Annotated in this window: 11 protein-coding genes, 1 tRNA gene and 1 pseudogene; 8 read left to right on the top strand and 5 right to left on the bottom strand. The window is 72.1% G+C overall.

The features are described 5' to 3' along the window. Positions 1-182: 182 nt before the first annotated feature. A complete protein-coding gene (locus ACTFTM_RS26115) occupies positions 183-443 on the top strand; it encodes a DUF7660 family protein (protein WP_449563057.1) in 261 nt (86 codons plus the stop codon). Between the two features lie 126 nt (positions 444-569). On the opposite strand, the gene ACTFTM_RS26110 is transcribed toward ACTFTM_RS26115, so the two are convergent. After that, positions 570-938 carry a hypothetical protein gene (locus tag ACTFTM_RS26110; RefSeq protein ID WP_449563056.1) on the bottom strand — a complete coding sequence of 123 codons (369 nt, stop codon included), beginning with the start codon at positions 936-938 and terminating at the stop codon, positions 570-572. Positions 939-1,363: 425 nt separating this feature from the next. On the opposite strand from ACTFTM_RS26110, the gene ACTFTM_RS26105 reads away from it, so the two are divergent. Next, positions 1,364-2,689: an alpha/beta hydrolase family protein gene (locus ACTFTM_RS26105; protein ID WP_449563055.1), complete on the top strand. Its 1,326-nt coding sequence runs from the start codon at positions 1,364-1,366 to the stop codon at positions 2,687-2,689. A 49-nt stretch (positions 2,690-2,738) separates the two neighbouring features. Here ACTFTM_RS26105 and ACTFTM_RS26100 read toward each other — a convergent pair. Then, positions 2,739-2,811: transfer RNA gene (locus tag ACTFTM_RS26100), tRNA-Arg, on the bottom strand. Between the two features lie 157 nt (positions 2,812-2,968). On the opposite strand from ACTFTM_RS26100, the gene ACTFTM_RS26095 reads away from it, so the two are divergent. After that, positions 2,969-3,652, top strand: a complete 684-nt coding sequence (locus ACTFTM_RS26095) for a hypothetical protein (protein WP_449563054.1) — start codon at positions 2,969-2,971, stop codon at positions 3,650-3,652. Between the two features lie 16 nt (positions 3,653-3,668). Here the strand turns inward: ACTFTM_RS26095 and ACTFTM_RS26090 are convergent, their stop codons facing one another. Together ACTFTM_RS26090 and ACTFTM_RS26085 are read right to left on the bottom strand one after the other, a co-directional pair. After that, a complete protein-coding gene (locus tag ACTFTM_RS26090; RefSeq protein ID WP_449563053.1) occupies positions 3,669-4,721 on the bottom strand; it encodes an alpha/beta hydrolase in 1,053 nt (350 codons plus the stop codon). Positions 4,722-5,001: 280 nt separating this feature from the next. Continuing rightward, on the bottom strand, positions 5,002-5,421 hold the full coding sequence (locus ACTFTM_RS26085) for an HPF/RaiA family ribosome-associated protein (RefSeq protein WP_449563052.1): 420 nt from the start codon (positions 5,419-5,421) through the stop codon (positions 5,002-5,004). Between the two features lie 305 nt (positions 5,422-5,726). Between ACTFTM_RS26085 and ACTFTM_RS26080 the strand changes: the two genes are divergently transcribed. The 3 genes and pseudogenes from ACTFTM_RS26080 (at position 5,727) to ACTFTM_RS26070 (ending at position 9,302) form a co-directional block, all read left to right on the top strand. After that, positions 5,727-6,443: a single-stranded DNA-binding protein gene (locus ACTFTM_RS26080; RefSeq protein ID WP_449563051.1), complete on the top strand. Its 717-nt coding sequence runs from the start codon at positions 5,727-5,729 to the stop codon at positions 6,441-6,443. 205 nt (positions 6,444-6,648) lie between these two features. Then, positions 6,649-7,647, top strand: a pseudogene (locus ACTFTM_RS26075) (cobalamin biosynthesis protein); the annotation flags it as partial. 113 nt (positions 7,648-7,760) lie between these two features. Further along, positions 7,761-9,302, top strand: a complete 1,542-nt coding sequence (locus ACTFTM_RS26070; RefSeq protein ID WP_449563050.1) for a cobyric acid synthase — start codon at positions 7,761-7,763, stop codon at positions 9,300-9,302. Between the two features lie 129 nt (positions 9,303-9,431). Here the strand turns inward: ACTFTM_RS26070 and ACTFTM_RS26065 are convergent, their stop codons facing one another. After that, positions 9,432-9,833, bottom strand: a complete 402-nt coding sequence (locus ACTFTM_RS26065) for a rhodanese-like domain-containing protein (protein WP_449566734.1) — start codon at positions 9,831-9,833, stop codon at positions 9,432-9,434. A gap of 333 nt (positions 9,834-10,166) precedes the next feature. Between ACTFTM_RS26065 and ACTFTM_RS26060 the strand changes: the two genes are divergently transcribed. Together ACTFTM_RS26060 and ACTFTM_RS26055 are read left to right on the top strand one after the other, a co-directional pair. Then, a complete protein-coding gene (locus ACTFTM_RS26060; protein ID WP_449563049.1) occupies positions 10,167-10,820 on the top strand; it encodes a uridine kinase family protein in 654 nt (217 codons plus the stop codon). Between the two features lie 21 nt (positions 10,821-10,841). Beyond that, positions 10,842-12,200, top strand: a complete 1,359-nt coding sequence (locus tag ACTFTM_RS26055; protein WP_449563048.1) for a M20/M25/M40 family metallo-hydrolase — start codon at positions 10,842-10,844, stop codon at positions 12,198-12,200. The last annotated feature ends 34 nt before the right edge of the window (positions 12,201-12,234 follow it).

Below are 12,234 nucleotides of genomic sequence, written 5' to 3'. Positions count from 1 at the left end.
CGGTTCACCACCAATCCAAGGCGGGCGATCACGGCGTCGCTCCCTGCTGCGGTGGTGGATCGGGCCGGTGGGCCAAGCCGCTGACCTGCGGTGGTGGGGTCTCCCGGCAGGATTCGAGCCTGCCGGCGCTCTCGTGGGAAGAACATCGCGGATGGTGGCGGCGGGATGCAGGGGAGGCGGCAATGGCCGAGGACGACAACCGTCCGCTGAAGCGGGTCGACAGCCTGGACGATTTGGTCACCTGGCTGCGGTGGATAGCTGATGATGTCGCTCGCGATCCAGACGCGGTCGGGAACATGACCACAGACCGCTACCTGGAGGCGTGCGCGGCGTTCCTACAGGACCGGAGCCGCCTGCAGAAGCGGGCCGGCCAACCTCTCCCGGCGCAACCGACCTGGCAACTCCTTGCGGACGCCCTGCATGCCGGCTGCTTCTACGAGTAGACGCCAGACCTTTCGCCGCAGACGATCGGAGTCGTCACAGCTCGACGCGCGGCGACGCTATCAGCGGACCCGCTGCGCGTCGTCACACTCAGCGCGAGCAGCGCGGCGGCGTCCAAATGCCGAGGGTCAGGTCTCGTGAGCGGTAGCGGGGAGCAGGTGTTCCCCCTGCGGGTCGTAGCAGACGAGCCCATGATCGGCTGCTAGCTGCGCTGCTGCGGTCGAGACCTCGTCGGCCCGGTTGAAGGGGATCGTGAAGTAGACCATCGGGCCGGATGCCTCGTCGACGAGTCCGTTCGACAGCGGGTAGAGCCCGGCGTCGTGGCCGTAGAGGTCGGGCCATCGTTCCGCGACGGCATCGACGTAGGCGCGGATCCGTGGCGTCGGCGGCAGCTCCTCGAACTCGAAGTACTGCTGGTACAGCGCCTCGTACAGCTCGCCGGCCGCATCGTCGTCGGCGGGCACGTCGCCCTCCCACACCGCCAGGTCGTAACTCATGCGGCGAAGTATGCCGGGCGCCGGTGGCTCGTTCCGCCCCCGATGGACCCGGCTGTACAGCCACTTTTACAAGTGGCGACCGGAACGTGCGTGAGAGCGTCATCGATGCTGCGCTATGACGAAGCGGACCTGACTGCCTACGTCACCGCGCACTGCTCCGGGGTAGCTCTGGCGCTGCACGACACGACCGAGCCCAGGAAAACCACCGCCCCACCGCCCGTACCGGCTTATTCTCATCCGGTAGGCACCGGATCCGGAGGATTTTCGCTTCCCGCCACGGCGGGAAGGCCGCCTCGGCCAAGACGTGCTGACGTCGCCCGGTACGTGTCGCGTCCGCGCAGCCCGTCTGCCATGCCGCCCTGGCGCTCCGATCCGGACCCCCGTCACGCACGGCGGCACCGTTTCCTCACCACCACGGGGGCACGATGACCAACCACCCCATCGAACAACGGGCACGCCACGGCCGCCGCCGGTCCCGGGTCGCGGTGGTGCTTCTGTTGGCGGGGCTGCTGAACGCCGCCACACCGGCGTGGGGTGCCGACGGTGGTCCGACCGGCGCCGTCGAGGTGGCCTCGGACGGGGACGTTGTCGGTGCCCCCACAACCCTGCGCAACGTCCCCTCGGTGATCGCCGACGTGGCCGACGGTCAACTCGTCGTCTACCGCATGCCGGGCATCCGGGGAGACCAGATCAACGCCACCGCCATGCTGTTCCTCCCCACGCAGACGCCCCCGGCCGATGGGTGGCCACTCGTGGTGTGGGGGCACGGGACCGTCGGGTGGGCCCCGGAGTGCGCACCCAGCGTGCAACTCCAGGAGCATGGCAAGTGGGCCGACGGACCGAACGCCGCCCTGTTGGCGGCCATCCTGAAAATGAACATTGCCGTGGTCGCCCCGGACTACGAAGGACTCGGTCCGGTGGCCGACGGTGTTCCGGAGGGGCACGGCTACTACAACCTGTCCAGCGAGGGAAATTCGATGGTCTACGCGGCAGTGGCCGCGCAGCGACTCCTCGGCGACCGGCTGTCGGGTCAGTGGGTGCCGGCCGGATGGTCGGAAGGAGGCTTCGCAGCCCTGGCCGCGTCGTACTACTCCGACCGGGCCACGATGGCGGATCCCGATCTGGAGTACCGCGGCACCATCACCCTCGCCCCGGTACCGGACGTGCCCGCCATGAACCGGGTCCTGTGGAACGACATCGAGCAGGCGGCGCGCTCGGGACTACCACCGACGGAACACCAGATCGAACAGCTCGTCTTCGCCAATGCGGAAACCATCTACTTCACCAGGACCGAACGCTACGCGGGCTACGACATCGACCCGACCACCATCTACGGCCCGAACATGCTGAGGTTCTACCGCGAGAACTGGCGTACCTGCCTGGATGACCTCAACCGCCTGGTCAAGCAGGACATCCAGAACTACCTGGCCTCGTCCCCGACGCACCGGCTCACCACCTATCCCGGCATCCGTGGCGACACACCGAACTCGTTGCCGGAGAACAGGCGGTTCTACGCGGAGAACCAGGGCAGGTTGGAGAATGCGACCCTGCCGGGGTCGATTCTCTGGCTGTACGGGACCGACGACATCACCAGCCCCGCCACGGTCACCTACAACGTCGTCAACAAGATGCTGATCAACGACAACGACGTGAACCTCGCCGTCCTCGAAGGGGCGGGCCACTACGACGTCTCCACCGTCGGTCTACCGCTGATCCAGGCCCGGCTCAAGCAGCTCTTCGCGATCTCGTAGGGCCGTCCAGCGCACCTTCAGGAGGGCCGCTGACCTGTGGAGCTGAAGGTGCGCCCGGCAGGATTCGAACCTGCGGCCTTGGGATTAGAAGTCCCCTGCTCTATCCGCTGAGCTACGGGCGCGCGGCGTGGAAGTCGCGCCAGAAGGGTACCGCCGACCCGCCGCGCGTCGGGTCGATGGGTGCCGCCTCCACGTTGCCGTGCAGAGTCTCACGAGGCGGCTCCGGTCGGCATCCGGGTTCCCGCGAGGAGGCAGGTCGTCTCCCCGTACCCTCGGCTGGTGTTGCTGGACCCCGACGCCGAGAGCAGCGTCGCCTACGAGCTGTGCCAGGTCGTCGGTCGGGCGATCCTGCCCTACCGGACGGCCGACGCCCACGGCACCGCCTTCTTCTTCCAGGGTGGCGACGACCCGGTGGGGGAGGCGCTGCTGACGGCGGCCGACCTCGTCGGTACGGCGGGCGGTGAGTTGGGCCTGCGGGCGAGCGTCACCGAGCCGGCCGGCGTCGCGCCGGACGCCGTCGCCCAGGGCGAGATCGTGCCCGGCTGGTCCAGCTTTCCGGGTGACGGGGTGGCGGTGCTGCCGACCGCGGGCCTGCACCGCTACGCGGGCGACGGCGGCTGGCGGTGGCGGGTGCAGCCGGTACCGGCGGGGATCGCCGCCGGGCCCGAGGCCGTCGCCGACGCCAGCTCCGCCTTCGTCCTGGCCCATGGGGTACGAGAGGACGGCTCCCGCCCTCTGGAGGTGGCGATCGAGCGCGTGGTCCGCGACGGGGACGACGTGCGGATCACCACCGAACTACCCCCGGGGTACGTCGGCGCGCCCGTCTTCGTCGTCCAGGCCGACGCCATGGGCGACGTGTCGCTGTACTGCCTCGGCCTGGTGTTGCCCGGCGTCGGCGGGCACCCGGTGGCGACCTTCGACCGGATCGACGCGGTCCTGTCGGCCGCGCACGGCGACGCCTGAACCCTGGCTCGACCGCTCAGTCGCCGACCGCTGTTGCCTCGGCGGCGTCGGTCGACGGGCGGCGGCTCTGCGGCAGCGTGGGCGCGTCGGTGTCGGCATCGTCGTCGGCCGGGGCGGTGGGGCCGGCGGCCAGGAACGCCTCGGCCCAGCGGCCGACCTCGTCGAGGACCTTCGCCCGTACGGCGGGGCCGGAGAGCGTGAGGTCGTGCAGCCCGCCGTCGAAGCGGGCCAGGGTGACGTGCTGGCCGAGACGGGGCGCGTACTTGACCATGTGCTCGACGTCCAGCACCGCGTCGGCCAGGGTGGCGTTGTCGTGCCACTTCGTGCCCCGGAACGAGCGGGTCGAGCAGGCCAGCAGCACCGGCACCGGGATGTCCAGGCCGGCGCGCAGCCGACGCTGGCCGGTGCGGATCGCGTTCAGCCAGCCGGCCCGCACCGGGAACCCGGCCAGCGGCTTCCAGGCCAGGTCATAGGTCCACTCGCCGCGGTGGTCGGCGTGCAGGCTCTCGCCGTACACGGTGCCCAGGCCGAGAGGCAGGACGCGGTGCGGCGCCCTGCGGCCCAGCCGGGCGACGGCGGCCGCGAGGGGTCGACGGACCGCCCAGGGAGCGTTGAGGTCGAAGAAGGGACTGTTCAGGACCAGGCCGTCGACGATGCCGGCGTCGCGGCGGGCGTCCGCCCAGAGCGAGATGATCAGGCCCCCGGTGGAGTGACCCATCACCAGCAGGGTGTCGTGCCCGTCCTCGCCGCGGATGATCTCGGCAGCGGCGTCCAGTTCGGGAAAGTAGTCGCTGAGGTCGCGACAGAAGTTCGGCGTCTGGTGCGCGAGCAGGCTACGACCGTATTTGCGCAGGTCGAGCGCGTAGAAGTCCCAACCACGCTCGGCGAAGAAGTCGGCCAGGTGGGTCTGGAAGAAGTAATCGACGAACCCGTGCACGTAGAGCACCGCCCGACCGGTCGGGCGTTCGGCCCGCCGCCGGACCAGGGTCGCGACAACGGGACCTTCGTCGTCGGTGCCCAGCTCGATCGTCCGCCGCTCGTAGGGCAGCCCCAACACGTCCGGTTCCACGACCGCGACGCTACGCCGCCGTCCCTACCCAGCGGTAGCCCCGCCGCGTTCCCCCGTCCCCGCCGCCTTTCCCCGTCCCCGCCGCCTTTCTCCGTCCCCGCCGCGTTCCCCCGTCCCCGCCGCCTTTCCCCGTCCCCGCGCCGTCCCCGCTCCCGGCTCCTCCCTGTTTTCCCGGTTCCCCCTCTCCGCGTCGATCATGGAGTTGTGGTGCCTCGCGAAAGGGATTTGGCGGGTGTAACGACCACCACAACTCCATGATCGACCGGGTGAAGAGGGGGAGTTAGACCGTTTCTGCGTCGGTGCGGGCGGGGTCCTCGTCGATCGGGTCGGTCTCGCCCTGGGGCTGCGGGATGTCGCGCAGGTGCTTGTTGTTCCTGGGCTCCTGGCGGGTCTTGGCGTCGTTGAGCTTGCGGCGCAGGTCGTCGCGCACGTCGTTGAGGGCCGCGTGCAGGTCCTCCTCGGTGGAGGTGGTGACGATCTTCTGCCGGCCGGCGATCCAGCACTCCAGGGTGACCTTCTGACCCCGGGCCTCCCGGTCCTTCACCGACACCTCCAGCTCGGTGGCGTCGGCGTGGAAACCGGCCAGCCGGGCGTCGAGGGTGGCGAACTGCTCGGCGATCCAGTTGCGGTCGCCCTGCGAGAAACCCGCGCCGACCCGCAGGCACTCGCCCACGGTCGCCGGGTTCGCCACGGCGCTCATCGCCGCACCTCGGAAGCGGTCGCGGTGCCGAAAGTAGTGATCGTCATGGTGCTGACCTCTCGTCGACGTGGAGCTTGTCGGTGGTGCGTTGATCAAATCCATACCCAGTTCGGTCGGCTCCGGAACCGCCATCGGCCACCCGGGTGGGTCGGCTTTACCACAGCAGGGGCTTGATCAGGGCGTTGTCCACAGGTGGCCCGTTGTCCACAGGTCCGGATGGCGGCGCTGGCGGTGCCCGCCGACATCGCACAGGCTCGATGCCGAGTCGACTCGCGCTGGCAGACCCCGGATCCCCTGGAGGGACGATGTTCGACACGTACGTCACGATCGTCGGCAATATTCTGACGGCGCCCGAGTGGCGCCGGACCAAGGAGAGCAACACCCTGGTGGCCAACTTCAAGGTCGCCTCCACCGCACGCCGCCTCGACCGCGACAGCGGCCGTTGGGTCGACGGGAACTCGCTGCGCGTCCGCGTCAACTGCTGGCGCAAGCTCGCCGAGGGCGTGGCCGCGTCGGTGATGGTCGGCGACCCGGTGGTGGTCTGCGGTCGGCTCTACACCCGCGACTGGATCGATGAGGCCGGCACCCACCGCACCCCCTACGAACTGGAGGCGGTCGCCGTCGGCCACGACCTCTCCCGGGGCCGCGCCCGCTTCCTGCGTAACCGGCCGACCATGACCACCAGCACCGTCGAGGACGCCGCCACCGACAGCCGCGTGCACGGCGAACCCACCGATCCGGTACCCGACGAGGAGGCGCCCGCGCTGCCCGGGGACGGCGCGCTCGACGACGACTTCGAGCTGCCCGAGTACGCCGCACCGCGTACCAGTCCGCTGGGCCAGGGCCCGATCGACGTCTCCCTGGACGACGACGGGCTCCCCCTCGCTGCGGCAACGGACGACGTCGACCCGGAGGACGACGCCGACGACGAGTTGGGGCCGGTGCCCGACGAGGGGCAGCCGGACGTCCCGTCGTCCGGTCGGGGGCGGCGGGGCCGAGGGCGGGTTCCGCAGCCGGCGTGAGCGTCCGGTCCCGGGGCGGCAGCGCCGCCGCCGGATAGGTCGGCCCGACGGCGTGCGTGCCGGCGGCACGACGGGGGCGGGGTGGCGGCGCGGTCCGCGTCGTCACCCCGCGTGGGCAGTGGGCGAAGGAGAGCTGGGTGGAGTACGGCAGGCGCGGCCGGTTCACACGGTGCTCGTCTAGGCTGGCCGGCCGGGGGTGGTGAGCGTGCGAGGGACAGCACCGGTGGCGAACGCGGTGGGCCTGGTGGCCGGTTATGCCCTGGACCGGTTGCTCGGCGACCCGCGCCGGTGGCACCCCGTCGCCGGGTTCGGCCAGGTGGCCGGCGCTCTGGAGCGTCGCCTGCACCGGCCGGACCGGACCGCCGGGGCGGTGTTCACCGCACTGGCGGTGGGCGGGCCCGTGGCTCTCGGGGCCGTCGCCGCCGTAGCCACCCGGCACCGGCCGGTGAGCCGCGCAATCCTCGTCGCCGCCGGCACCTGGACCGTGCTGGGGGGCCGTACCCTGCGGCGCGAGGCCGCCGTCATGGGTCGGACGCTGCGCGACGGCGACCTGCCCGCCGCCCGGGAACGCCTCGGCAACCTGTGCGGCCGGGACCCGTCGACCCTTGACGAGTCGGAGTTGGCCCGCGCCACCGTCGAGTCGGTCGCGGAGAACACCTCCGACGCGGTGGTCGCTCCGCTGTTCTGGGGCGCCGTCGCCGGCCTGCCCGGGCTGCTGGGCTACCGCGCCGCGAACACCCTGGACGCGATGGTCGGGCACCGATCGGAACGCTACGCACGGTTCGGCACCCCGGCCGCCCGGCTGGACGACGTGCTCAACCTCGTGCCGTCCCGGCTGACCGGGCTCCTCACCATCGCCGTCGCACCGGTCGCGCACGGCGACCGGGACCGCGCCTGGCGGGTGTGGCGGCGGGACCGCAACGACCACCCCAGCCCCAACGCCGGCCAGTGCGAGGCGGCGATGGCCGGTGCGCTCGGCGTCCGCCTCGGTGGCCGCAACAGGTACTTCGGGCGCTCCGAGGTCCGCCCGTTCCTGGGCGACGGCCCCCGTCCCGAGGCGCGACACCTCAAGCGGGCCGCGCGGATCTCCGGCGCTGTCGGCTTGGCGGCCCTCGGGCTGGCCGCCGCCTACCCGCTGACCGTTGGCCGCCTCACCGACGCAGTCGCGCGGCACGGCCTGCGAGCCGTGACGGGACGGCGCAGCGGCCCGGGACCGGCCCGGGAGGCGTTGCCGCGTGGCCGGTGGGCAGGCGGCCCGCTGCCCGTCGGGTCGGAGCATGGCCGGGTCGGCCGCGTCGCGGGGCGGGAAAGCGGGCGGTGAGCGGCGGGCTGCTGGTCGCCGGCACCACCTCGGACGCCGGCAAGAGCGTGCTCACCGCCGGCATCTGCCGCTGGCTGCACCGGCAGGGCGTGAAGGTGGCGCCGTTCAAGGCGCAGAACATGTCGAACAACTCGGCCGTCGTGGTCGGGCCGGACGGGCGTGGTGGAGAGATCGGCCGTGCCCAGGCCATGCAGGCCGCGGCGTGCGGGCTCGCGCCTGACCTGCGCTTCAACCCGGTGCTGCTCAAGCCGGGCAGTGACCTCGCCAGCCAGGTGGTACTCCTCGGCGAAGCGGTCGACACGATCACGGCTGGCACCTTCCGACAGCTGCGACCCCGGCTCGCCGAGACCGCGTACGCGGCGTTGGCCGAGCTGCGCGCCGCGTACGACGTGGTGATCTGCGAGGGCGCGGGCAGCCCGGCGGAGATCAACCTGCGGGCCGGGGACTACGTCAACATGGGGCTCGCCCGGCACGCCAACCTGCCCGCCATCGTGGTCGGCGACATCGACCGGGGCGGCGTCTTCGCGTCGATGTTCGGCACGGTGGCCCTGCTCGACCCGGCCGACCAGGCTCTCGTCGCCGGCTTCGTGATCAACAAGTTCCGGGGGGACCTCGGCCTGCTCCAGCCCGGGCTGGACATGCTGCGCCACGTGACCGGCCGTCCCACGTACGGGGTGCTGCCCTGGTCGCTCGACCTGTGGCTGGACGCGGAGGACTCCCTCGCCTATGGGCGGGTACTCGGCCGCCCCGCAGCCCCACACGGCGCCGAATGGCTGGACGTGGCGGTCGTCCGGCTGCCCCGCATCAGCAACGCCACCGACGTGGAGGCGCTCGCCACCGAGCCGGGTGTCCGCGTACGCCTCACCGTCGAGCCGGCCGAGCTGGCCTCCGCCGACCTGATCGTCCTACCCGGCTCGAAGTCGACAGTCGCGGACCTGGCCTGGCTACGCGAGACCGGCCTCGCCGACGCGGTCGCCGCCCACGCGGCAGCCGGCAAGCCGCTGCTGGGCCTCTGCGGCGGCTTCCAGATGCTCGGCCGGGCCATCCACGACTCGGTCGAGAGTCGGCAGGGCAGTGTGCCCGGGCTCGGTCTGCTGCCCATCGAGATCACCTTCGATCCCCGCAAAACCGTCCGGCAGTCGGTGGGCGCCGGCCCGGGCGACGTGACGGTCCGCGGCTACGAGATCCACCACGGGTACGTCTCGCAGACCGACCCGGACCTGACTCCGCTGCTGACCGGGGCCGACGGCGCGGGCGAGGGAGCGGTGCTCGGCGCGGTGCACGGCACACACTGGCACGGCGCGTTCGAATCCGACGGCTTCCGCCGCTGGTTCCTCACCGAGGCGGCGCGGCTGGCCGGGCGTACCGGCTTCCAGGTCGCGCCGGGCACCAGCTTCGCCGCCGTCCGGGAACGCTCGCTCGACCTGCTCGGCGACCTCGTCGAGGAGCACCTCGACACCGACGCCCTCTGGCGTCTCATCGAGACGGGCGCACCCCCGGACCTCCCCTTCATCCCACCCGGCGCCCCGCCCGCCTGAGCACCACCCCGGAGACGGACCGACCGCCTCCGGCGTCGATCATGGAGTTGTGGTGCCTGATGCGTCACTGATGGTCCCCTACGTCCGCCACCACAACTTCATGATCGACGGGGTGGGATAACGGGCGGGTCAGAGGCGGATGTCGGCGGGGCGGTCGGTGGTGGGCAGGCCGGCGGCCAGCCACGCGTCCACGCCGCCGATCATGTCGGTGGCCCGGCGCAGCCCGAGGGTCTGGAGGCTGGCGGCGGCCAGGCTGGAGCTGTAGCCCTGGCGGCACACCACGATGATCTCCCGGTCGTACGCGGTGGCCTCCGGAATGCGCCAGGCGCTGGCCGGGTCGAGCCGCCACTCCAGCACCGTGCGGTCGATGACGACCGCCCCGGGAAGGTCACCCTGTTCGCGGCGCTGCAAGTCGGTACGGGTGTCGACAAGCAGAGCGCCACCGCGGACCGCCTCGACGGTCTGCTGTGGAGTCAGTCGGTGCAGCCCGGCGCGGGCCTGTTCGAGTAGGGCTTCGATGCCGGGGCTCATCACGTCTCGGAGCACCACCCGATCATGCCGACTCGGCTACCGGCTCGCGCGGCGAACGGGCGGCCCGTCACCCGTCGCCACCCCAATTCCCCCGGACGTGAGAATGGCCGCCCCGGGCGGGCTCAGCCGCACGTGTCACACCGCTCAGCCTCGCCCGGTCCAGCCCTGCCCGGTCTCGCCCGGCCTCGCCTGTCGGCCCTGGCCGGGCGGCATACTGCGACCGTGCACGGACTCGTCGCCAGGAAACCGATCGACCGTAGGGGTCCGCCGCTGCGTGACCCCGGCACCCTTCGAGACGACAACGACGCCGGCGGGCCTATTGAGCGTCCCGCCGTGCCGGTGGCGGTTGTTGAGGCGTACGCCGAGGTGGCGCGCCGGGTGATCGCGGGCCCGGCGCGGTTGGGGCGGACCCGGCTGGTCGCCGTCGACGGGCCGAGCGGCGCGGGCAAGAGCCGGTTCGCGGCGCACCTCGCGGACGCCCTGGCGGCCCTGCCCGGCGGGCGGCCGCCGGTGGTGCACACCGACGACCTGCTCGACGGCTGGGACGACCAGCTCACCTTCTGGCCGCGGCTCGATGGCGAGGTGCTGGCCCGGCTGCGCCAGGGTGAGCCGGGCGCGTACCGGCGCTACAGCTGGGTGCGGCGGCGTTTCCTGCCCCGCCCGGTGCCGGTGCCGGTGACGCCGGTGCTGATCGTGGAGGGGGTCAGCGCCGCCCGGGCTGTCGTCCGGCCGGAGTTGACGCTCGCCGTCTTCGTGACCGCGCCCGCGCCGCTGCGGCTGGCCCGCGCCCTGGAGCGGGACGGGCCGGAGGTCCTGCCGGAGCTACGGCGCTGGCATGCCGGTGAGCGGAGGCACTTCGCCGCCGACGACACCGCCGCGCACGCCGATCTGGTGGTCGACGGCGCGCCGGCGCTGCCGCTGGACGCGTCGCGCTACTTCGTCCGGGTCCAGGCAGCGGGTACGGGCTCCGGCGGCAGGCCGGGGTAAGGCCGGCATACGATGCCGGTCATGACCTCACCGATCATGTCCGAGTCCGAGGTGCGGGCCGCCGTCGAGCGGGAGATGCCCGGTGTTCGGGCCGACCTCGAACGCCTTGTGCGCATTCCCGGCATCGCCTTCGACGGCTTCGACCACTCACACGTCGAGCGTTCCGCCGAGGCGGTCGCCGAGCTGCTGCGCGGCTGCGGCCTGGACGTCGACATCGTGCGTTCCGGCGGACAGCCCGCCGTGATCGGCCGGCGAGCGGCCCCGCCCGGCGCGCCCACCGTGCTGCTGTACGCCCACCACGACGTGCAGCCGGTCGGCGACCGGTCGCTGTGGGAGTCCGACCCGTTCGAGCCGGTGGAGCGGGACGGCCGCCTGTACGGCCGGGGCGCGGCCGACGACAAGGCCGGGATCATGGCGCACGTCGCGGCCCTGCGGGCGTACGGGGACGCGCTGCCGGTCGGTGTGGTGCTGTTCATCGAGGGCGAGGAGGAGTTCGGCTCCGACTCGTTGGAGCGGCTGCTCGTCGAGCACCGCGACGAGATCGCCTCGGACGTCATCGTGATCGCCGACTCCGGCAACTGGGACATCGGCGTACCGGCGCTGACCACCTCGTTGCGCGGCATCGTCAACTGTTTCGTCGAGGTGCGCACGCTGGACCACGCCGTACACAGCGGCATGTTCGGCGGTGCCATCCCGGACGCGCTGACCGCGCTGGTCCGGCTGCTGGCCACCCTGCACGACGACGCCGGTGACGTGGCGGTCGACGGGTTGGTCGGTCGGGTGGGCGCCGCCGTCGACTACCCGGAGGACCGGGTACGCGCCGAGGCCGGCCTGGCCGAGGGTGTGCAGTTCATCGGCACCGGCCGGCTCACCGACCGGCTCTGGACCAAGCCGGCGCTGGCGGTGCTCGGCATCGACGCCCCGGCCACCGGGGAGGCCCCGAACGCCCTGGTGCCGGCCGCGAAGGCGAAGCTCAGCGTCCGTCTCGCTCCGGGCGACGACCCCAAGCGGGCGTACGCGGCGGTGCGCGCCCACCTGGAGAAGCACGCGCCGTGGGGCGCCCAGGTGACGGTCACCTTCGAGCACGACGGCGACCCGTGCGTGATCGACGCGTCGGGGCCGATGTTCGACGCCGCCCGTTCGGCCTTCCGGACCGCCTGGGACGGCACCGACCCGGTGGACATCGGTGTCGGCGGCTCGATCCCGTTCATCGCCACGTTCCAGGAGATGTTCCCGCAGGCGGCGATCCTGGTGACCGGTGTGGAGGACCCGCACGCCCGCGCGCACGGCCCGAACGAGAGCCTGCATCTGGGCGAGTTCGCCAAGGTCTGCCTGGCGGAGGCGCTGCTGCTGGGCAAGGTGGCCACCGCAGCGGAGTAGTAGCGGCAAGTTTGCGCCTGATCTGCCTGTTTAC

The organism is Micromonospora sp. RB23 (assembly GCF_053585025.1).
The sequence above is the reverse complement of the archived record's forward strand: the minus strand, read 5'-3'. Positions and strand labels throughout refer to the sequence as shown.